This window comes from Paenibacillus sp. 2KB_20, assembly GCF_052115765.1.
GTDB lineage: Bacteria > Bacillota > Bacilli > Paenibacillales > Paenibacillaceae > Paenibacillus_AQ.
In genome coordinates this window covers 123856-145718 of sequence record NZ_JBFRHH010000006.1, presented here as the reverse complement: position 1 = coordinate 145718, position 21863 = coordinate 123856, and the positions used below count along the sequence as shown (strand labels likewise).

The window sequence follows — 21863 nt, the reverse complement described above, 5'->3', positions numbered from 1 at the left end:
CGTTATAACTGGTAACGAGATCTCGCTTCCGAAGAGTGGAGCACTCGAAACACAGCACTAATTTTCACAACCATCGGAATCATCTCCTGTAGGGAGATGGTATGCAGCTGTTGTTAAACTAGCCCGTTACGGTCCTGTCCATGATGAGTAATTTCCTTCAGGATCCTGTCAATCTTATAGTCGCCCACTAACAATCGATTCACCTGATTCGCTGCCGGGTCCTGCGGTCCTCCGCATGCACTGATCGTCATCAGTAGCATCATGCTCGCCACAATGAACGATGGCCGCTCCCATCAATGCCCATGATGTGGGGTCTATCTTGCTACTGGAGGAGCTTCCGTTTCCGGACTTTCCTGGACAGCTGGAATCGTGGTCGATGGAGCACTAGATTCAGTTGGTGCTGCGCTCTTCTCTGTTACAAGATGCTTCGCGCAACCCGAAACACTTGAAAAATTTGCTCGTGAAATTCTGAATGGTTAAACCATCTTTTCCCTATGAAAAAAAGCATCAGCGAGTGCTTGGTCTAGAGATGTCCTACGTAGACGAAGGAAGTGGCGATCCGATTGTCTTCCTACATGGCAACCCTACTTCCTCTTATCTCTGGCGTGAAATTCTTCCTTATGCTCAAGATTTCGGTCGTTGCATTGCTCCTGACCTCATAGGTATGGGCGATTCTGGCAGAGAGCTCCGTCCCGAAACTCTTTGTCAACTGTGATCCGGGCACTTTGCCGACATCTCATGTTGAGTTTTGTCGTAATTAGCCAATGCAAACGGAGATCACCGTACGTGGACTTCATTATCCCCAGGAAGATTCGCCTCAAGAAATTGGCGAGGCACTTGCTGCCTGGTTAAAGAATTTAACATAGTCGTTAAGGACCTTCTAGGGATGGGTTAAAATTAAAAACAAGTAAGCGACAATCCTACCAAATTGCTTGTAAAAAGCAGTCGATTGCTCTAGCCGAATGCCATCAAAACAGGGAGCAGTGTTGTCGGTGGTTTGCTCCCTGCTTATTATGTGCTTTGTCGTCTGACAAAAGCGGTCTGGAGGTCGATTATGATTCGAACTATCCTGCCCGTTACCTTAATAAGGAGCAATCGCACCAGACATTAGATAACCATCTAATCGGACAAGTAATCAAAAGGGATACAGAAACAGCGGCATTGTAGGACACAAATATCCTAGAATGCCGCTGTATGATTCAACTATAACGTTCCCCGTTAGTATAACAATGCATCATTTCTGCAGTTCCGTAAAGGAGTTAATGTACAATGAGGACTGGACAACTTGATAGCTGCGAAACCTTGTGGCTGACACTTCCTAGCATCATTTCTTTTATGCCCCTTAGCCCACGGCTTCCGATAATAATAAGTTGCTGCTCGGTATCCCTTGCATAATTTAATATTTCATGTGCAGGATCTCCCTTAAGATGAACGATTTCCGGATTAATCCCCGCAGATTTTAATTTAGATTTGGCTTGTTGCAGCTGTTCCAAACTCGCTTTCTCCATTTCGTTCAATATTTCTTCCAAGAAATTCTCTGGCACATATGTCATGCCATTCGACACATATTCCTGGCTGACATTAACCAAAGTAACTTGAGTTTGTTTGTTTCGGGCTATTTCGATGGTTGCCTCGAGGAGTTTGTTCGTTATTTCAGCTTTATCAATGGCTACAATAATTTTATCAAACATATTTATCGTCCTTTCCGTAGCAGCTCGTAGCTATTTCGGCTGCCTACAAAACGGTTTCTTGCTGCTCCTATACCGACTAAAAAGAGTAAAACCGAAGCGCCAAGCAGAATGAAAAGTGGCAGGTTCCAACTGTTTGTCGCATCATGCAGGTATCCTATAAGGGCAGGACCGATTGCGGCAAGAAGATATCCGATCGATTGCGCCATGCCAGACAGTTCCGCTGCTTGATGCGCATTTTCAGTACGTAACCCGAAAAACATCATGGACAAACTAAAGGCGAAGCCTCCACCAATTCCGAGTATGATGATCCACAACAGAATGATATGGGAGCTTCCGTAAAGAAGTCCGAGCGTTCCTGTCAAAAGCAAAATGGTTGTGATGACCACTAACAAACGTTGGTTAGACATGCGCCCAGCAATAACGGGAACAATAAAGGTGAATGGAAGCATAGCTAACTGCATGATCGAGAGGTACCATCCTGATTGGCTGGAGTCAATTCCTTGCTGCTTTAAAATTTCAGGCAACCATGCGATCAACACATAGAAAACCATAGACTGTATACCCATAAACAAGGTTACTTGCCAGGCAAGCGGGGATCGCCAAACATTCACATCGTTGCTGGCCATCTGTTGACTCGTCGTGGCTGTTTGCTTCGTTTGATTTCTTAATTGGGGTAACCAACAGAGGATCGATACAAAGCTTAGAATCCCCCATATTTCCAATGCTCCCTGCCATTTTAGACCTGCGTTCACGGCTAGCGGTACACTGATTCCCGATGCGATTGCTCCACATAAATTCATTGAAATGGAGTAAACACCTGTCATGGAGCCAATTTTATTTGGGAAATCCCTTTTGATTATACTTGGCAATAATACATTACATACGGCGATTGCGAATCCAAGAATTGCTGTCCCAATAAACAGATTAGCTGCGCCAGATAAAGAACGTATTACAATACCAACAGTCAGAAGGATTAGAGCGATCATTATGATACGTTCAACCCCATATCTTCGTCCTAATTTTGGTACGAGAGGCGATAATAAAGCAAAGGCAAGCAAGGGGACCGTTGTTATCAGACCTGCTAATGTATTTGAAATATGAACGTCATCCCTTATGAGACTCACTAAAGGACCAACTGAGGTTAAGGGAGTACGTAAATTAGCTGCAATAACAATAATGCCGAGAATGATCAGCCCTATAGAGGATGGTACGGCTTTTTTATTTTGTTTGTTCGGCATTCTTCATTTCTCCTTCTTAAATTCAGACATATTATTTCTTTCCTGCTGATTGAAAAAACTATGCTATAACATCCGCGCGAACAATAAAAGTATATTATAATATATTATTTTTAACAAGAAGTATTTCATAACATACATGATCTCATCTAAAAACAAAAATACAACTCTGAATTCCCGTCATGGAATTCGGAGTTGTATTGAATAAGTGGAATTTCCGGCTTTTAGAAACCATATTTTAAGGATATATGGAGCACTGTTTCACTATTCGTATGATTCGTATAAGAGTGAGGAGAATCTGCACGAAAACTGATCGTATCATATTGATTCAATGTGTAAATCTCTCCATTGAGTTGAATATCAATGGAACCCGTCATTACTGTTGCAATTTCAGTTGTATTCACATGATGACCTTCAGGGTGATAAGAGCTATTTGGCTGTAAGTAAGCCCGACACATTTCAATATCGTTGCTTTTAAAGACTGGTTCAATGATCCAATTTTTTTGATCATTAGAAAACCGCAGTCCTTCGCCTGCTCGATACAAACTAACAGGGTCTTCTGATTTGAACAAAGCCAATAACGGTAAAGATATGCCTTTTGAAATTTTCCATATAATCGCCAAAGTTGGATTTGTATCGCCACGTTCGATATTCCCCAGAGTAAGTTTGCTTACGCCAGTTAATTCCGCTAAGTCGTCTAAACTCATGTTTTTTTCTTTTCTGTACTTTTTCAAGGCACCGCCGATTTGTAATACAATTTGTTTTGATTCATCGACTTCATCCATTTGATATTCACCTCAACAAATAACTTTATAGCTAGTATATTGTTTATCTAGACTCTTTTCCATAAGATTAGTATTTGATGGTGAACTACACTCCTATGCAAAATCCTGACATCTATGTACTAATATGTCTGTTAGCGTAATCTGCTGGGAAGTTGGTACAGTGTAGTATTCTGTTACTCCAATATTTTTCTGATGAAGAAATTCTTTAACGATATCTAATGGTAACTTCTCAGACTGCACCGCGTGTGTTGCAAAAGGCATGACTAAAATACTTATCTAATTGGTAATCGGCTTATGTTCTTGTCTCTCAGCAATTTTCTTGTCCTCCGACATTTGTCGCTTCAGCCTAAATCAATTAAACTATCGCCTCCGTTAGTTCAATGACTACATCAACAAAAGAACGGCAAAAATGCCGTTCTTTTGTTATTGCACGATTTTTTTATCATCCATATTTGCTTGTATAACGTCCAGCCAATTTGTATTATTCATCATCTCGGAAGAATCCCCATGAAATGCCTTCATGGCTTCCTGATCATCATACAGCCGATATCTCATCCAAGCCGTCAAGTACCCCCTATGATTGCCACCATTACCTTCAATCGCTGTATGAGCTGCACCTTTTGCCATCCCCATCATAACAGGCGTGCTTGCGTTAGTACTATGCAAGGCTAATTGATTCGTTGATACCGGTGAGATTAGAAAATCTCGTGTACCGCCCATAATGAAGAAAGGAACGGTAATACGTGCTGTATCGTACACATCTTCTGGATCACAATGCTTCAAATCCGGGAGAGCGATGGATACAACCGTCTTAATCAACGATCCACTTTTATAGTTGGTATGAGCATTGATAACCCCAGTAGACCCTTGAGAATGTCCAGCTACACCAATATGCTCCATTTGTATTTTTTGATAAAACAAGTTGTTTGCTAGTTGGTTTTCATTTTTTAAATAATCAATAGCCTCCACAATTTCTTGGCCTGTTCCTGTTGTCTTGCTATAGGAATCTATTACAATGAATCCCCAGCTAGCAAGATGAGTTAAGAGCTCATCATAACGATCTGGCGTGGCATCTGTTCCATTCCCCCAAGAAATAATAGGATAGGATTCGTCTCCTTGAAATGCTGGATAGTAAATTCTAAATAAAGCCTCACCACTCGTACTCTTAACTTCTTCTACCTTTACATGATAGCTTCCTTGCTGTGCATAACGCTGCTCAATGCTTCCTTCTGCAAGTTCTGGTACATTAGAATGAATGATTATTTGCATGAAAATTGATATTGGAACTGCAACAATAAGGACTAAAGCTGACAACCATAAAATCCACTTTCGTTTTTTCAAAACCGACATACACGTGACCTCTACTACGATAGTCTATAGGTTTCTCTATCGTTTTCTCTGTTAAAATATAGAACTAAAGGGATATACGTGAAAGATGTAGTTATGTTTCATTAAACAAGTGCTAGATTGAAAAATAAATACGGAGGACCAAGAATAGCTTAAAAAATACGATTTGCTGTAAGTGCAATAGACTCGAAGTTGATCACCAAAGAGATGTGATGGTTGATACTCCGATGCTTGACTGAATACAACGCTCGTTATAATAATCAATATAGGACGTGACCACGCTATAAGCTTCTGCTTTGTTAGTAAATAAATTCGAATGTCGCAGCTCAGGTTGATAACCTTCTTCGTTGAAACTCCTAATCGACAAAGGTCCTCCACAATGCACCCAATTTTGTGTCAAAATCCTACAATAGGTATAAAAAAAAGCCCAGAGAATCAGGCTTTAGTACTGTTCGTAATGTGGTCACATTTGTCTCATTAGACATCATCCCGCAGAATACAAGGATTGTATCAGGAGATCCTGCCCGCCGGTCGGGAATTATTCTGGCAGCTAGTCCGCTCGAAATTGGTACCGGGGCATCGCTAAAGCCCCGGTTCTGAAACCATGGAGCCCGGAGTATACGTACATTACTGTTGCGGCGGTTTCGGTTTCGGATTTCTCCGGCGAGTAGAAATTAGAATATTACGCTTGTTCTGCCCAGTTAGCCGGATATGTTACATAGATAAATCGTGCATATTCTGGCACAGAAAATTGAATCCTGCTTCCATTTGGAATCAGGATCACTTCTCCTGGTCCAGCTGACACCTTTGTACCATCGATGATAACGTCCAGATGTCCCTCAATCACATAATCAATTTCATCGTAGTTAAGTGTCCAGTCAAAGGTTGTTTTTTTCATCTCCATGATACCGCAGCCAAGTCTTGGACTTTCCTTTAGCGAAAAAAGATCTTTACAATAGACGATATCATTAGGGTTGCCTGTATCGAGACGATCCTCTTCTGTTACTTTCATATTTGGCACTTTAATAGAAGTAATCCCTCCAGGACCTCTATGAACGTTCTGTTCAATAGCATCAGCCCCTACTTTTTCCATGATGACTTTACGAACCATCTCTTCAATCATCTTTTTATCGATACTCATGGGTACCCTCCTCTACTTCTTAGGTGCAGTTTTTTGGAACCATTTTACTTGCAATGAGCATAGCAACCATTACAGCCGTGATACACTTTTGAACATCGATTCTGTTCTCGACTAAAAGAGGTGTGAAACAAATTTTTGCCATTTCCTCATCTCCCATACCAGAGAATAAACACAAAAAGGCCTAAAGTTATACCGCTTCCTAACAAGTAGGAATGCTATAACCTTAAGCCTCTTTGCTTTAGTAAGACTACGCCTTTGTAGTCCTCTATTACATTTTAAACGTGAATGAAACGTTTGTTTCACACGCTGTAGATTCAAATTGCATGCTCCCTTAAGTTTATCCTCTACATAGCTATTTACAATAGATAAAACTAAACTTTTTTGTGAACATTCTTCAACGTTGAATCCTTTGCCATCATCTATAACTCCAATCGTGCAAAAGCTGTTGTTGGCAACTCATAGAAATAACGATGTGTCCATGCTCACAATCTTGAAAAGCTATGCAAAAAAAGCGCTTGAAATGGCCATTTGCATTTCAAGCGCTAATAAAATTGTAAATTTGCGAATATTCAAAACGTTTTAAAAGGCATCATGGCATCGCTCCGTACCGTTCCAGCACCCGGTAAATCGCATCCGTGCCGAACCTGACCGCTTCTACAGGAATGCGTTCATCAGCCGCATGAATCAGTTTGGTAAACTGCATGTCCTTGGGCAGTGGCAGTGGCATTGGCAGGAAACCGTAGGTTTGGATGCCGAGCCTCGCAAACCATCTTCCGTCCGTTCCTCCGGGCAGCAGCATCGGCACCGGAACGGCCTCCTTATCCGCTTCTTTCAACACGTCGGACAGCAAATCGAACATCCCCATGTCTGGAGCTTCGGCGCATGGGTCATGACGCAGCACCTCCAGCCCGATCGAATCATGAATCGCGAATCGGCGCAGCTCGTCCATAAATTGCTGCGGAGTGACACCCGGCAGCGTTCGGCCGTCGAGCTCAACCGTAATTTCGCTTGGATGAACGTTGATTTTCTCGCCGCCGTGAACGACGGTCGCACTGACCGTATTACGCAGAAGCGGGGCGAACGTCTCGCCCTTTTCCCCCAGCAGCTTCAGGATGAGGCCGCACAGCCGGGGACGCAGCGAGCCCTCTCAGCAGCAGCGCCGGCAGCAGCGGCAGTGCGGCGGCCATGCTTTCAATCATCAACCGCGCCGCTGGTGTCACACGTATCGGCAGCTTATTCCTGCTAAGCGATTGAAGCATGTTCCCCAATTGCGCCATACAGTCGGCTCCCGGATTGCCCATGGAGCCGTGGCCACCATCTCCTCGAATCGTCGCTTTGAGCCAACAGAGCTGCTTCTCCGCCACCATAATCGGATAAAAGGTTTTCCCTAGGGCATGAAATGCAAAGCCGCCAAATTCGCCTAGCGCATACTTGACGCCCGCAAAATAATCGGCATGCCGCCCTACCAGGAAGGAAGCCCCGTATTCGCCCCCTGCTTCCTCGTCGCTGACAATCGCCAGAATGAGATCGCCACGCAGCGGCAGCTTGCGTACATGCGCGCGGAGGAAAGCCGATACGAGCATCGCCAGGCCGCCTTTCATATCAAGAGCGCCCCGCCCCCAGACGAAGCCGCCCTCGATGTTGCCCCCGAACGGGTCGCGGCTCCAGTCTTGCTTGCCTGTGCCAACGACATCGACATGCCCGTACAGCAGCAGCGGCGGTGCCTCCCCGCTGCCCTTTATCCTGGCCAGCAGATTGGGCCGGGCCGGATCAAGCGAACAGGTCCGCGTCTCAATGCCCGTATCCTCAAGCAGTTGCCGGATATACATGATGCATGCGGCTTCCTCACCCGGCGGATTTGTTGTATTAAAGCGGATCAATGACTGCAAAATCTCCACGGGAGACGGCAGCTCTTCCGGGCGCTTGACTCCATCTTGATCCAACTCGTCATTGTTCAGCCGGATCCCCATGACCCCGCTCCTTCCTAATAAGAGGTTGTTCAAAAAGTCCGCTTTTGATAAGAAAACCAATCGAGGCAAATTCAAGGCTGAGCGACCGCGATTCAATGGTAGGTTTTCTTGCGATATAGAATTTCATCAACTCCGTTGATAACTTATAAATCCTATATCTAACACGAAGTAACACTGAAAGCATATTCGACATCGAATCTTGAATTCAGCCGGGCCTTCCGGTGCTCACGTACCCACTACGTACGTTCCGCTCCTCTGACCCTAGCTTTATCCAACCTTCTCGGTGCTGAAAACCGACCTTTTTGAACACGCACTATAATGGACTGCCCGCGTATGGCCGGTCGGCAGGAGAAACGCCTGGCAAGCCGCGCAGACCGAACTCACCCTGCAGTCTTGCAAGCCGCCGCTCCTGCTCATCGGCGGGCGTGCCTTTGGTGCGAAACACCGATTCCAGCATCGCCAGCGCTTGCCGAACATGCGCTTCCGCCACTTGCTCTCCCGTCTCCCGCAGCCGATCGACCAACTGCTGCACGCCGCGGTAAGGCGAAACGACGCCTTGTTCATATTCAGCCGCGTTCCAGTTGCGGTTGCGGACGCAAGTGGCGATAGCCAGACAACGATTCAGCAGATCAATCGAATAAGCGTTCGTTTGCCGGCTTGCGGCAACCAGATGCGCTTCATCCTCCTGGTCGTCAAAAGCGAATACACGCAGTCCGTCCGCTGGCGCCAGCCGTTTCAATACATTGCCCGGACCCAGTTCTACGGCAGAGGCAACGCCAATACTTTTCTGAAAGGCAAGGACAGCCGGCCAATTGACAGGGTCCGTCAATCCCCTTGCCAGCATACCCGCGATCTCCGCCGTATTTCTGTATGGCAGACCTGTCAAGGAGGAAACGACGGGAAAATCCATTTCTCCAAACGAGACGCGGCTCAGCACTTCGACAAATTGCGCCGCCGCCGGCGCCATCAACGGACTATGGAACGGCGCGCTTACCTGCAGCGGAATGACTGCGGCCCCATGGGCGGACAGTCTTTCGGACGCTTCATGGACAGCCTCTTTGTGGCCCGAAATCACCGTTTGCCGCTCTGAATTCATATTCGATACCACAACAATACGGCTTCCGTCCGTGCAGCCTGCGCTGATTTCCAAGCATACTTTGGCGACAACATCAGGACTCGGCCCGTTCACGGCGGCCATTGTGCCGATCCCCGCAGCGGCGGCCCCTTGCATCAACTCGCCGCGGCGGCGTACGAGCCTGAGCGCATCCGGGAACGTTATGGCTCCCGCGCAGGTTAAAGCGGTAATCTCGCCCAGGCTGTGGCCGGCTGCCATCGCAGGCAGGTATAACCATTCACGACTGTAGACGCGGTACATTGCCACACCAAGCGCAAGAATAGCGGGTTGGGCATTGTCCGTCCTCGTCATCTCCGTTGTCGGTCCCTCATACATCAGGCTGTCAAGGCGCATGCCCAGCGCTTCGTTCGCTTCCTCCATCGTCGCTTTGACAACCGGATACCGCTCGCTCAGCATTTTTCCCATCCCGACGCGCTGCGATCCCTGACCGGGAAACCATATTGCATGTTTGTTCAGCATCTTCCATCACGCTCCTTACGGGTGAGATCGGGGCAGGCGCCTCGGTCAGCATTTTGTTTATCACTGCTACAACATCGGATTCCCACTCATGCAGGAAAAAATGTCCGCCTTCAAACAGCATCAGCTCGCAGCCTCCCGTCGCATACCGCTCCCATTCGCCGAGCGGGCCTTTAACGCAGCCGTCATCTTTACCGCTCAAGATGGTGAGCCGGAGCGGCAGCGGCGGCCGCATCCGATGCTCGTATTCGCCGACAAGCTTGAAGTCGGCTCTTAGGATCGGCATAAACATATCCAGCAGCTCCCGATGCCGGAACAGCTCGTCCGGCATGCCGCCGAGCCGCTTCACTTCCTCGAGAAACTCGTCATCCGGAAGCAGATGGGTCCGGCGAGCCTCCTTCTGCTCGTTATGCGGCGCCCCTCTGCCGGAGAGGAAGACTGCCGCAGGCAGCGGGAATCCTTCTTCCCGCAGCGCATGCAGCACCTCATACTCGAGCAGGCTGCCCATGCTGTGGCCGAATAAAGCATAGGAGTCGGAGCCAAGCGCCGTCTCCCTTACCAGCGGCAGCAAATCCCGCACGGCCTCCGCCGCGTCCGCATAGAACGGCTCGTCCATGCGGCTTCCCCTGCCCGCCAGTTCGGCCGGCACCAGACGCACGCCGGGATGCAGCCGGTTCGTCCAGCGTTTGTACACTTGAGCGGAGCCCCCTGCATATGGCAAACAAATTAAAGATATCGTCATAACGCCCGCCTCCCGGGTAACATGTTGACGCAAGCGGCTTTTACGCGCTGGCGACAAGCGTGGTCCAGAACGTTTTTTCCTTCGCGAACAAATCGTCCGCGAGCGCCAGCTCTCTGCCGCGTTCGAAGTCCCCCGTCACAAAGCGGTCCTTCACCAGATCCCATCCGTCCCTCACTGCGCCAAGCTGACCGGACAGCGACTCATGCAGCGCTTCGCCGATCAGCCCCTTCTCCCGCATGGAGCGGAGCAGCGACGTGTTGGCGATATGCCGGTTGCAAATGATGTTGACGCCGACAAGGCCATAGGTCAAATGAGCTTGCTTCTTCTCCGGGTCGGAATCTACATTCCACATGCCCTCTATGGAGAACTCGCCAAGCTCCCTCGCCAGCCGCTCCGCATTTTCCACCACTTCAGTCAGCTTCAACTCGTAGGGCTGAATTTTTTCCTGCAAGTTGTATACGTAGAAGGCAGGCCCCAAATAGCTCGGGTTCACGTTGTATTCCGAGTTGCCGTACGCCTTGAGCAGCCTTTCCTCCGGCACCTCGTGCTCCTCGTAGCCGGCAAGCGTATCGTCAATGACGTAGAAGACGCCGCGCTCCTTGTCGTATCCGTTAAACAGCGAATAATGATACCAATGGAACCTTTTCCAGGCCATACTGCCCGGCAGCCAGTCATACAAATCGACGTTTACGCTCAAGTTGCGTCCGCCCTCCAGCATCGCCCTGATTTCATCCGGCACCGTCTCCATGCTGCGGAAATGACCGGGCTCGATATAGCGGATCACCTGCGACAGCGGGAATCTGGCCGGATCGTCCATATAATAGAGCGTGTCAATAGTCGGATAGCGGAAGTCTTTGTCGGTTGCAGCCTCCCAAGGAAAGTACCGGTAAATGTTCAAATACGCCGCATCCCTGTAGCTGGGATCCTCGGACACCGCTATGGAAAAGGCCTGGTTCAGCATGCAGTTCATCCAAAACTCGTTAAACGGTTTCCTTTTCATCGACAGCTTCATGGTTCGCCGCCCCCTTAGGCTCAGAATTTTGGTTCAAGCAAGCTTGCTTGCCGCAAGCACAGCACTGATTTTTTTCTTTGCTCCGTCTTCGACCAGCGCGTGTATGATCGCCGTATAATCATCCGCCAGCGCCCAGGCATTTTCTTCGCGAAAAAGACTTGTCGCATATTCCAGCGTAAAGCCGATCTTGCCATCCCGCTCCGCCGCTTCAAGCGTCAAATCGAATTTGCTGACGCCCGGATCGAATTCCTTGGGATCGAAGTCAATGCCGCCCGAACGGTAAGCGACGCGATCGATATTTTGCAAAATAAACATCGTATCGAACAGCGGGTTGCGGCTGCGGTCCTGTTCGATTCCCAGCTTTTGCACCAAATCCTCAAACGGGTAATTCTGGTGTTCCAGCGCCCGCAGCACATCCTCATGCAGCTCGGTCAAATAGTCGCCAACGGTCCGGTACGATTCCGGGAAGCTGCGAATCGCGACCGTATTGACGAACATCCCGATCAGCCCTTCCAGCTGCGCATGATTGCGGCCTGCTACCGGTGTGCCGATAATGATATCCTCGTCACCGCTCCATTTACTCAGCAGCATCGCATAAGCCCCGAGTAGAACGGTGTACAACGTCGTGCCGCGCTCGCGCGCAAACGCCTTGATCTGGAGCGTCAGCTCCTCATCCAGTCTGAAGTTGATCAGACTGCCCTTGAAGATTTGCAGTTCCGGTCTTGGCAAGGAAGTCTTGAGCTCCAGCGTTGGCAGTTCCCCTTCGAACGCCTCCAGCCAGTAGCGCTCATGCCCCATATAGGCCTCGCTGCCGATTTGTTCTTCTTGCCATACCGTGTAATCCCGGTACTGGATATCCAGCTCTGGCAGCTCGCCGCCGCCGTACAAAGTGGTCAGTTCCTGCAGCAGGACGCTGACGGAAACGCCGTCGGTAATAATATGATGCAAGTCCAGCAGCAGCAAATGGCGCTCCTCGCCAAGCGGAATTAATCCGGCACGGAACAGCGGGAGACTGCCGAGATCAAACGGACGGATAAAGCGCTCCATCAGCGCGCTGATGCCGCCGAATAATCCTTCGTCTCCGCCTTCCGCAAGCAGCTTGCCCGCCGCCATTCTCAGCCTGGCACCCTGCTCCAGCGTAAATACCGGCTCCGCATGCACGCGCTGGCGGAACTCGTCCTCCTCGTGATGGAACGTCGTTCGGAGCGATTCATGGCGGCGCATTATTGCAAGGAAAGCTTCCTCCAATCGCTCCACATCGAGCTTGCCTTGCATATACACGGCGAACGGCACATGGTAGATCGTTGCCTCGCTCGAGATCAGCCCCATCATAAATTGGCGGCGCTGCGCCCTCGACATCGGGTAATGCTCGCGCTCCGGCTGCTTCGGAATGCGTGCGGCCGCCACGGTTCCGCTAGTGTCCAGATGGGCCGCTAAACCTTCAAGCGTAGGGTTCATAAAAATATCACGCAGCGGCATTTGGATGCCAAAGCGTTCCGCAATGCGGCTGATCATGCCCGCCGCCTTCAGGGAATGGCCGCCAAGATCGAAAAAGCTGTCCTTGGCGCTGATCGCATCCGTACCGAGCAGTTCCTTCCAAATCTCCGCCAGCTTGCGCTCGGTATCCGTCGACAGTGGAACAAGCTCTCGTGTGCCAGTGTCGGCTGGTCCCGGAGCCGGCAGCGCCCTTCTGTCGATTTTGCCCGTTGGCGTAAGCGGAATCGCATCCAGAACGACCATGAAGGCCGGAACCATATAAGAAGGCAGCTTGTCCCCGAGAAATTCGCGCAGCTGCGCGGTCAATCGGCCGGATGGCGTGGCGTCGTCTTGCTCTGCATCTGCTGCTGCGACGTTCAACATGACGACATACGCGCAAAGCGCATATTCCCCATCCTCTTCCTCAAATGCGGTAACGATCGTTTCCTTCACCTGCTCATGGCGAAGCAGCAACTGCTCAATTTCACCGATTTCAATCCGGTGGCCCCTGATTTTTACCTGGAAATCGCGGCGTCCCGCGTAGGCGAACTCGCCATTTTCAAGCCTGCGCCCAAGGTCGCCCGTGCGATACATGCGTTCGCCCGGCGCATACGGATTCAGCACAAAAGCGACATCCCATTCGGGATGGCTGAGATACCCGCGCCCGACGCCCGGCCCGCCGATGCAAATTTCGCCCGTCACGCCTGTCGGCTGCAGCTTCAGTCCTTCGTCAAGCACCATCATGAGGGAACCTTCGATCGGCGTACCGATCGAAATCTCCTCGCCTTCGGTCACTTCCCGAATTGAGGTCCACACCGTCGTCTCCGTCGGACCGTACAAATTAAACAATCTGGCTCCGGTAGCGGCGCGCAGCCTGCCGAGCACATCGGCCGTGAGCGGCTCCGCCCCGATCATCAAAATACGCAGCTGTTGCAAACCGTCCGTTTCGCCTCGCTGGTTCATCCACCATTTGAAGCGCGACGGCGTAATTTGCAACACATCGATGCCGTGCGTGTCGATCAGGCCTTGCAGCAAGGCAGCGTCGCCCCGTTCCTCTTCGCTCGCGAGTACAATCCGCATACCCAGCGTGAGCGGAAGCAGATTTTCAACGACAAAAATATCAAAGGAGACCGATGCCATCGCCAGGATGCTCTGGCCCTTCTCAAACGGAATCCGTTCTCGGAAGCCGCTGATGAAATGCGCTAGCCCGCGATGCTCGATCATCACTCCTTTGGGACGCCCGGTCGAGCCCGACGTATACAGCACATACGCCAAATGGTCCGGCTTATGGACTAACTCCGGATTGCCTCTGTCAGCCGCATACAGCTCCGGATCGTCCAGATACCACTCGGCAACGGCTCTCGTTACGACTCCTGCATATGCTTTTTCCGTCAGCAAAAGCGCTTCGCCGCAATCCTCAAGCATCCAGTCGATCCTCTCTTTCGGATAAGCGGGATCAATGGCAACATATACGCCTCCGGCTTTCAGAATCCCCAAAATGGCGACAAGCAGCAGCGGGCTGCGGGACGCCATCAGTGCGACAATGCGCTCAGGCCCCACACCCTTCGCCCGCAAGGAATGGGCAAGCCGATTCGCGCGTTCGTTCAGCTCGGCGTACGTCACCGTCTCCGTGCCGAATTGAATCGCCGCCGCATCCGGCGTGCGCGCCGCCTGGCGCTCCACCTCCTGGACAAACCCCGTCCATTCCGTCGTGGCTTGCGAGGAAGCCGTCGCCTCTCCTTGCTGGTCCGTCGTGACTTTCTCGGCTCGAGTTTCCATCCTACCATTGCTCCCCTCTCTGCTAGCGACCTGTACCGTGCCTCCTCCGGTCAACAGTGCCAGCAATTGCTCCCGCTCGCTTTCACTCATCAGCTCAAGCTCGCCGACCGTGCGACCCTGCGATCTGTACATCTCCCGTACGAGTACGGTATAGCTCTCCGCCATGCGGCGCGCGGTTTCCTCATAAAACAAATCCGTTGCGTATTCCAGTTGAAGCTCGATTTCCTCTCCCCGCTCCACCGCTTCCAGTGTCAAGTCGAACTTGCTTGTCCCCGTCTCGAACGGCATCTCGCCAAAGACGAGGCCGTCAGCTTCCATCACCGTCCGGTCCATATTTTGCAAGACAAACATAACGTCAAACAAAGGATTGCGGCTTCTGTCCCTATCCGCCTTCAGCTCTTCGAGCAGCTCCTCGAATGGATACGTCTGGTGCGAAAGCGCCTCTACGACATGATTATGCAGCTCCGCCATATAGGCCCTTACCGTCTTGTCTCTTTCCGGTCTGGTCCGCAGTGCCAGCGTGTTGACGAACATGCCGATCATGCCATGTGTATCGGCATGCTCCCTGCCGGCGGCGGGGGTGCCCACAATCACTTCGGCCTGCCCGCTGTATTTGGCCAGCATCGCGGCAAAAGCGCCCAGCAGCACCGTATACAGTGTCGTCTTTGCTTCCCGCGCCAGCTTTCGCGCCTCCGCCGTTGTCCGCGCGTCCAGCCGGAACGAATGGCGGCGGCCCTTATAGCTCGGCAGAGACGGCCGCGGCCGATCCGTCGGCAGCTCCAGCACAGAAAGCTTGCCTTCGAAGATTTCCATCCAGTATTGTTTATGTTCCTCATATGCGCCATTTGCAAATCCAGCTTCCTGCCACACCGCATAATCGCTGTATTGCACTCGCAGTTCCGGCAGCGCTTGTCCGGCATACAACTGCGACAACTCATTCACCAGCAAACCGGAGGATACGCCGTCTGTAATAATGTGATGAACGTCCAGCAACAGCAGATGATCCTCCTCATTCAGTCGCAATAGCCCCGCCCGCAGCAGAGGCACCTTGTCCAGATGGAACGGGCACTGAAACACTTCCATCAGCCTGGTCACCTCGGCGCCGTCTGACAGTGCTCCCCGCAGTGCTTCGGCACCGTACAACGCTGCAGGGTCCAGCACCTCCAGTTTGAACGCATATGGTGGATGAACCATTTGCCTGAACTCGTCCTTAGTCATATGGAAGGTCGTCCGCAAGCTTTCGTGGCGGCTGATCAGCGCCGTAAACGCGTCTTCCAGCCTCGCCGCATCCAGCCTGCCCTGCAAGCGGAGCGCAAACGGCACATGATACATGGTGGCGTCTCCGGCCAGCATCTGCATCATATATTGGCGACGCTGGGCGCGCGACATCGGATACCAATCGCGGCGCTCCGCCTTCGGAATCGGCTCGGCCGCCACAGCGGCACCGTCCCGCTCCTTCAGCCAGGCGGCTATTTCCGCAATGGAGGTAAGCTCGAATATCAGGCTAAGTGGAACCAGGGTGCCCGTCGCCTGCTGCAGCTTGCCCGCCAGCACGGCAGCCTTCAAGGAATGGCCGCCAACCTCGAAAAAGTCGTCGTGAATACCTATTGGTCCGGCCGTATCTCCCAGCACTTCCTCCCAAATGGCGGCGACGCGCTCTTCCATCCCGTCTCGCGGCAGCTCCGGCTTTCCCCGCTCCCGTAGCCCGAAGTCCGGCTCCGGCAAGGCGCGCCGGTCCACTTTCCCGTTCAGCGTCAGCGGTATCGCGTCAATCGCCGCGATATAGGCCGGTATCATCGCTTCCGGCAGCTTGTCTCTCAGCTTTCTTCGCCATTCCCGCGAAGGGAGCTTGTCCGAAGCGACCACATACGCGCACAGCTCCTTGTCGCCGCTTGCCTGCTCGCGGGCGACCACAACTGCATCCTCCACCTCGGGAAGGGAAATCAATTGCGAGCGAACCTCGTTCATTTCAATCCGCACGCCTCTGATTTTTACCTGTTGGTCGACCCGGTCCACGTACATCGCGTTGCCGTCCGGCAGCCACTTTGCGATATCGCCGGTTCGATACATGAAGCGGCCCTCATGGTACGGATGCGGCAAAAAGCGTTCGGCTGTCATATCCGGCTTGTTCACATAACCGCCGGCAAGTCCGCTGCCGGCAATATACAGTTCCCCGGCTGCACCGATAGGGGCAAGCTGGCCGCCGTAGCCGAATATATAAATTTCGACATTGTGCATCGGCCCGCCAATCGGCACATAGCCGCCGCGATAAGCACCCGGCTTGTATGTGTACATATTGGAGCAGACCGTCGCCTCCGACGGGCCGTAGCCGTTAATAATCCGCATCCCGGGATTAAGCTTCGTATACAGCTCCAGCGTTTCGTCTTTAATCGGCTCTACCCCAACGAGCATTTTGTCTAGCGTAATCGCGGAAGCCGATGGCTCCAGCAGCCGCGCAACTTCTTTCAGCAAAGACGGCGGCAAATAAGCAAATGTAATCCGCTCTTCCGCAATTACCTCGGCAATTCGCCGCGGATCAAGCAATTTCGGCTCCGGGTAAAGTACCGTACACGCCCCGAACATAAGCGGCATAAACAGCTCCGCTACGCTGACGTCAAACGAAATATTGGTGAGGCTGAGGCATCTGTCTCCCTCGCCGTATTGTCCGTCAAAAAACGTCCTGAGCGAATGTCCGAAATTGTAAAAGCTGCGGTGCGGCACCATGACGCCCTTCGGCTGACCCGTAGAACCGGAGGTATAGATGACATACATCGGATCAGCGGCGTCCGGCGGCCATGCGGCGACGGCATCGTCTCCGCCGGAGAACAGCGTCTCATCCGCAATGTCCAGCACCTGCAAGGTGGCCGACACGATGGCCGCGGCTGCGGAACGCGCGCCGTCCGCGAATACCAGCTTCGCGCCGCTGTCCTCCAGCATATAGCGGATGCGCTCCTCGGGATAATGCGGATCTACAGGCAGATAAGCGCCTCCGGCTTTCATAACGGCGAGCATAGCGGTCAGCATGGGAATGGATCGCTCCGCCATGATGCCGATTACGCTGCTGCGTCCCACACCTTTGGCGCGCAAGGTTCGCGCCAGCGCATCGGTACGGAGATCCAGCTCCCGATAGGTCATGGATTCACCGCCGCAAGCTACGGCCGGCAGTTCCGGAACGGCCAGCGCCTGTTCCTTAAAGCAATCATGCAGACAGCGCGGCGGCGGGAAGTCCGCTTCGCGTCTCCCCAACGCCAGCATGTGCAGGCGCTCCTCCTCCGTCAGCATCTCCACTTCGCCAAGTGTGGCGTCGGGACGGAGCGTCACGCTGCGAAGCAGCTGCACATAATGCCGCATGAATCGCTCGGCTGTCGCGCGGCGAAACAAATCGGCATTATATTCCACGACAAGCCGCAGTTCCGCACCATTTTCCACAGCCTGAATCATTAAATCGTATTTGGCCGTGCCATGCTCAAAGCGTTGGTGACGATACGACAATCCCGCAGACGAAGCGTTTGGAATACCCAGGTTTTGCATGATGAACATCGTGTCAAACAGCGGACTCCGGCTGGCGTCCCTTCTGTCCACCCATTGCGCGATTTCCTCGAATGGATAATCGGCGTGGGCGTAAGCTCCGGTCGCCATCTCTTTCACTTCGGACAAAAAGGCTCTGAACGGCTTGTCCGCACGCGGATAAGCGCGCAGCGCCAGCGTGCCGGTGAACATGCCCGCGATCGCTTCTAGCACGCGCCTGTTCCGTCCAGCAATCGGCGTGCCGACGGCAATGTCCTCGGCCCCTGTATAGTGGGCGAGGAACGTGTAATATGCCGATAGCAGCACCATAAACGGAGTCGTACCCGATTCGACCGCTAGGCTGTGCACAGCCTTCGTCAAACCGGCCTCGACGTAGACGTCGAACGTTTCGCCGCGATTGCCTTTGACGAGCGGCCGCGGGGCATCGGTTGGAAGCGCAAGCGTCGGCCAGTCTTCCCGGCATTGCTCGCGCCAATACCGTTCGGCGTTCCCAGAGAGCGGTCTGCTCTCCTGCCATACCGCATAATCCTTGTATTGCAGCGGCAGCGGCGGCAGCGAACCTCCCTGATATAAAGTCATCAGGTCGGACAAAAGAATGCCCGCCGACATGCCATCGGATGCAATATGATGCATATCAAGAAACAGCACATGGCGCTCCGGCCCCAGCGTCAGCAAAGCTGCGCGGAGCAGCGGAGCCGTATCGAGCCTGAACGGCCGGAACAAGCTTTGCAGCACGGTGTCCGCTTCCGCTTCATCGGCCTCCATGCGAATCAAGCGGAAAGAAATGGCGTCGTGAACACGCTGTCTGATCTCTCCGTCGATGACGTGGAAGGTGGTGCGAAGCGTTTCGTGACGCTCTACAATGGCTTGCAGGACGGCCTCCAGCCGATCTGCATCAATAGCCCCGTCCAAGTGCAACAATTCGGGCAAATTATAGCTGCGATCATCCGGCATCGCCTGCTGTTGCAAATACATACGTTTCTGCGGCGATGAAACCGGATAATGCTCTTGCGGAGCCGCCTTTGGAATCGGCTCCAGCGTATCGCCGAACAAAGAGTCGGACACTTGGCCGGTCAATGGCCCGTCCTGCACTCTGGTTACTCTTGATCCGTCAACACCTCCAGCCGCCGCTTGCCCGTCACGAGTACCGTCCGCCATTTTCCCGTCAATGGTGCCGGCTACCGCTTGCCCGCCGTTCGCCTCTTTCTCGCCGATCCCAACGCCTGCCCCTTGTCGATCATGCCCTGCGCTTGTTCTTTGCGCTGTCACCGCGCCGCTCTCCCTGAGACGCTGCTCGATCAGCGCTGTGAACGAAGGCAGATCCGCATGTCCCAGCAAATCCGCCGCCTGAATGCGTACGCCCACAAGCTCGCTGACCCGGTTTACTATTTTGAGCGCAATAATGGAATCTCCGCCTAGCTCATAAAACCCGGCATTCGCAGGCAATTCGTCATAACCCAGTAGCTCTCCCCAAACATCTGCGACATGCTGCTCCCATTCCAGGCGGGAGCGCTCCCCGGTTAACGTAACGCCGCGGCGACTCTGACTCGTCATCCCGCCGCTCCGCTGAAGCACGGCCTGCCATCTGGCAAACGTCTCGTTCATTTCTTGCCCAAGCTCCTCGGGAATATCTCCACCGAGCGAATATCCGCTCCAGGCCGCAAATGGCATATGAAGCGCTGCTCCAGCCCGCGTCTCCTCCACCCAGCAACGATAAGCATCGAACGGATACGTCGGAAGCGGCAGCCGATGGCAGCGTTGTCCCCGAAAGATTGCCTTCCAGTCGATCTCGTATCCGCCCACGTAACGTTGGCCCAGCTCCAGCGCTTCCAATTCCCGTTCATTTGAACCGGGTTGCTGTCTCATATTCCCGACCGGAGCTGAGTCGGCTGTCCCGAAAAGGACGTTCGGCAGCGCAAGGCCGTTAAGGCCGCTTTCGGCAACGGAATGCAAGGTGTGGACAAGCTCCTCCCAGCCGCTTACCGCAATCGCCAGGCGATACCGATGGGCTCCCCGGCCAACGGCCAAGGTGTAGCAAAGATCGGCTAGGCTGCGGTTCTCATCACCGCGATGCTCCTGAGCCCAGTCCCGCATCAGCAGCACGAGCCGCTCCAGCGCCGTCATGCTGTGCGCTGACAAGCAGAACAGCTCCGCTCTGTCCGAATGACCCGATGGTGTACCGATAGGAGCCTCCTCCAGCACAACATGGCAATTGGTCCCGCTCATGCCAAACGCGCTTACTCCACATCTTCTTGCTTCGCCGTTCGTCTCCCATGGCGTCAATTCGTCATTGACATAAACGGGCGAATCCACAAACGGAATGTTGCGGTTGGGCGAGCGATAATGAAGCGTTGGCGGAAGCTGCTTGTGGACAAGTGACAGGATCGCTTTGAGCAGCCCTGCAATGCCGGCGGCATGGTCGAGATGGCCGATATTGGTTTTCAGCGAGCCGATGGCGCAAAATTGCCGCTTATCGGTATATCTCCGGAAGGCGCGCGTCAGCCCGTCGATTTCGATCGGGTCACCCAGCGAGGTTCCCGTGCCATGAGCCTCCATATACGTCAAGGTTTCGGGATCAATGTCCGCATCCTGCCAGGCGCGCACAATGACGTCCTCCTGAGCGAGGGCGTTCGGGGCGGTAATGCCGACCGAGCTGCCGTCCTGATTCATCGCGCTGCCTTTGATGACAGCATATATAGGGTCGCCGTCCTCCTGCGCACGCGACAGCGGCTTAAGCAGCAGCGCAATCACCCCGTCGCCAATGCCAGTTCCATCTGCCGAGTCGTCGAATGTTCTGGCCCGGTTGTCGCTTGACTCGATGCCAAGCCGTATACCGGTATCAAGCGGCAGCACGTTAATTTTGACGCTGCCGGCAATCGCCGCCTCACATTCACCGCTGCGAATTGATTGGCATGCCAGATGGACCGCTACCAGTGAGGAGGAGCAGGCGGTGTCCACGCTGATCGCCGGTCCGCGCAAATTAAGCAAATACGAAATCCGGCTCGGTATCATGGAGCTCAGATTGCCTGGCGCCGCCATGGACAAGGCATCCGGGTCCAAAGCTTCGATGATTCGCTTGTAATCATGCAGCGCGTCCCCGTTATAGCCCATAAAGACGCCGGTGCGCGAACCATGCAGCGCAGCTCCGCCGTACCCTGCATTCTCAAGCGCTCCCCAGGCCGTCTGCAGGAACAGGCGTTGCGCTGGACTCATCAGCGAGGCTTCCTTGGGCGAAAGCCGGAAAAAAGAATAGTCAAAACCCGAAATATCTTCGATATACGCCCCGTCAAAAAAGGAAACGGAGCCGTATTGCGCCTCCATGCGGCGCAAATACGGCTTCAATTCCTCCTTGCGGGAATCCGGAAACCCGCCTACCAGATCTTTACCACTCCGCAGAAGCTCCCAGAATGCTTCATGCGATTCCGCGCGCGGCAGCTTGGCGGATATCCCGACAATCGCAATATCCTTGAGGGAAACATTGGAGACGGATCCCCCGCTCCGCCCCTTCCGCCCGGATGTGTCTTTTTTGGTATCCAGCAAATCCAGTTGAAACATGGCGCCCTTAC

The 21863-nt window shown here is 52.8% G+C and carries 13 protein-coding genes and 1 pseudogene; 1 reads left to right on the top strand and 13 read right to left on the bottom strand.

What is annotated here, in order from left to right:
• Positions 1-113: 113 nt before the first annotated feature.
• Positions 114-272, bottom strand: a complete 159-nt coding sequence (locus AB4124_RS17460) for a hypothetical protein (protein ID WP_179090588.1) — start codon at positions 270-272, stop codon at positions 114-116.
• A gap of 200 nt (positions 273-472) precedes the next feature.
• Here AB4124_RS17460 and AB4124_RS17455 point away from each other — a divergent pair, with 200 nt between their 5' ends.
• Positions 473-715, top strand: a complete 243-nt coding sequence (locus AB4124_RS17455; RefSeq protein ID WP_076321396.1) for an alpha/beta fold hydrolase — start codon at positions 473-475, stop codon at positions 713-715.
• A gap of 544 nt (positions 716-1259) precedes the next feature.
• Here AB4124_RS17455 and AB4124_RS17450 read toward each other — a convergent pair.
• The 12 genes and pseudogenes from AB4124_RS17450 to AB4124_RS17395 form a co-directional block, all read right to left on the bottom strand.
• The gene (locus AB4124_RS17450; protein ID WP_430112158.1) at positions 1260-1691 is read right to left on the bottom strand and encodes a universal stress protein; all 432 of its coding nucleotides are present in this window, start codon (positions 1689-1691) and stop codon (positions 1260-1262) included.
• 2 nt (positions 1692-1693) lie between these two features.
• Positions 1694-2929, bottom strand: coding sequence for a CynX/NimT family MFS transporter (locus AB4124_RS17445; protein WP_430112159.1), 1236 nt, complete (start codon positions 2927-2929; stop codon positions 1694-1696).
• A 221-nt stretch (positions 2930-3150) separates the two neighbouring features.
• Positions 3151-3711 carry a helix-turn-helix domain-containing protein gene (locus AB4124_RS17440; protein ID WP_430112161.1) on the bottom strand — a complete coding sequence of 187 codons (561 nt, stop codon included), beginning with the start codon at positions 3709-3711 and terminating at the stop codon, positions 3151-3153.
• 423 nt (positions 3712-4134) lie between these two features.
• The gene (locus tag AB4124_RS17435) at positions 4135-5061 is read right to left on the bottom strand and encodes a poly(ethylene terephthalate) hydrolase family protein (protein ID WP_441973652.1); all 927 of its coding nucleotides are present in this window, start codon (positions 5059-5061) and stop codon (positions 4135-4137) included.
• Between the two features lie 679 nt (positions 5062-5740).
• Complete coding sequence (locus AB4124_RS17430) at positions 5741-6199, bottom strand: cupin domain-containing protein (RefSeq protein ID WP_076321401.1); 459 nt, start codon at positions 6197-6199, stop codon at positions 5741-5743.
• Positions 6200-6788: 589 nt separating this feature from the next.
• Entirely contained in the window at positions 6789-7148 is a 360-nt protein-coding gene (locus AB4124_RS17425; RefSeq protein ID WP_441973651.1) for a M20/M25/M40 family metallo-hydrolase, read from the bottom strand.
• A 39-nt stretch (positions 7149-7187) separates the two neighbouring features.
• Positions 7188-7268: pseudogene (locus AB4124_RS17420) on the bottom strand (hypothetical protein); the annotation flags it as partial.
• Positions 7261-8169 (bottom strand): M20/M25/M40 family metallo-hydrolase, encoded by a 909-nt coding sequence (locus tag AB4124_RS17415; protein WP_441973650.1) that lies wholly within the window; start codon positions 8167-8169, stop codon positions 7261-7263. The gene AB4124_RS17415 and the pseudogene AB4124_RS17420, both read right to left, overlap by 8 nt.
• A 313-nt stretch (positions 8170-8482) precedes the next feature.
• Positions 8483-9709: an ACP S-malonyltransferase gene (locus tag AB4124_RS17410; protein WP_441973825.1), complete on the bottom strand. Its 1227-nt coding sequence runs from the start codon at positions 9707-9709 to the stop codon at positions 8483-8485.
• Positions 9627-10502 carry a thioesterase II family protein gene (locus AB4124_RS17405; RefSeq protein ID WP_441973649.1) on the bottom strand — a complete coding sequence of 292 codons (876 nt, stop codon included), beginning with the start codon at positions 10500-10502 and terminating at the stop codon, positions 9627-9629. Before AB4124_RS17405 ends, AB4124_RS17410 begins: the two co-directional genes overlap by 83 nt.
• 40 nt (positions 10503-10542) lie before the next feature.
• Positions 10543-11514, bottom strand: coding sequence for a hypothetical protein (locus AB4124_RS17400; protein ID WP_441973648.1), 972 nt, complete (start codon positions 11512-11514; stop codon positions 10543-10545).
• A gap of 33 nt (positions 11515-11547) precedes the next feature.
• Positions 11548-21852: an amino acid adenylation domain-containing protein gene (locus AB4124_RS17395; RefSeq protein WP_441973647.1), complete on the bottom strand. Its 10305-nt coding sequence runs from the start codon at positions 21850-21852 to the stop codon at positions 11548-11550.
• Between the last annotated feature and the right edge of the window lie 11 nt (positions 21853-21863).

What these genes read in the sequence shown, in the direction of transcription:
- AB4124_RS17455 (WP_076321396.1), top strand. Translation starts at nt 473, where the DNA reads ATGGTTAAACCATCTTTTCCCTATGAAAAAAAGCATCAGCGAGTGCTT.
- AB4124_RS17450 (WP_430112158.1), bottom strand. Translation starts at nt 1,691, where the DNA reads ATGTTTGATAAAATTATTGTAGCCATTGATAAAGCTGAAATAACGAAC.
- AB4124_RS17445 (WP_430112159.1), bottom strand. Translation starts at nt 2,929, where the DNA reads ATGCCGAACAAACAAAATAAAAAAGCCGTACCATCCTCTATAGGGCTG.
- AB4124_RS17440 (WP_430112161.1), bottom strand. Translation starts at nt 3,711, where the DNA reads ATGGATGAAGTCGATGAATCAAAACAAATTGTATTACAAATCGGCGGT.
- AB4124_RS17435 (WP_441973652.1), bottom strand. Translation starts at nt 5,061, where the DNA reads ATGTCGGTTTTGAAAAAACGAAAGTGGATTTTATGGTTGTCAGCTTTA.
- AB4124_RS17430 (WP_076321401.1), bottom strand. Translation starts at nt 6,199, where the DNA reads ATGAGTATCGATAAAAAGATGATTGAAGAGATGGTTCGTAAAGTCATC.
- AB4124_RS17425 (WP_441973651.1), bottom strand. Translation starts at nt 7,148, where the DNA reads ATGGACGAGCTGCGCCGATTCGCGATTCATGATTCGATCGGGCTGGAG.
- AB4124_RS17415 (WP_441973650.1), bottom strand. Translation starts at nt 8,169, where the DNA reads ATGGGGATCCGGCTGAACAATGACGAGTTGGATCAAGATGGAGTCAAG.
- AB4124_RS17410 (WP_441973825.1), bottom strand. Translation starts at nt 9,709, where the DNA reads ATGGGAAAAATGCTGAGCGAGCGGTATCCGGTTGTCAAAGCGACGATG.
- AB4124_RS17405 (WP_441973649.1), bottom strand. Translation starts at nt 10,502, where the DNA reads ATGACGATATCTTTAATTTGTTTGCCATATGCAGGGGGCTCCGCTCAA.
- AB4124_RS17400 (WP_441973648.1), bottom strand. Translation starts at nt 11,514, where the DNA reads ATGAAGCTGTCGATGAAAAGGAAACCGTTTAACGAGTTTTGGATGAAC.
- AB4124_RS17395 (WP_441973647.1), bottom strand. Translation starts at nt 21,852, where the DNA reads ATGTTTCAACTGGATTTGCTGGATACCAAAAAAGACACATCCGGGCGG.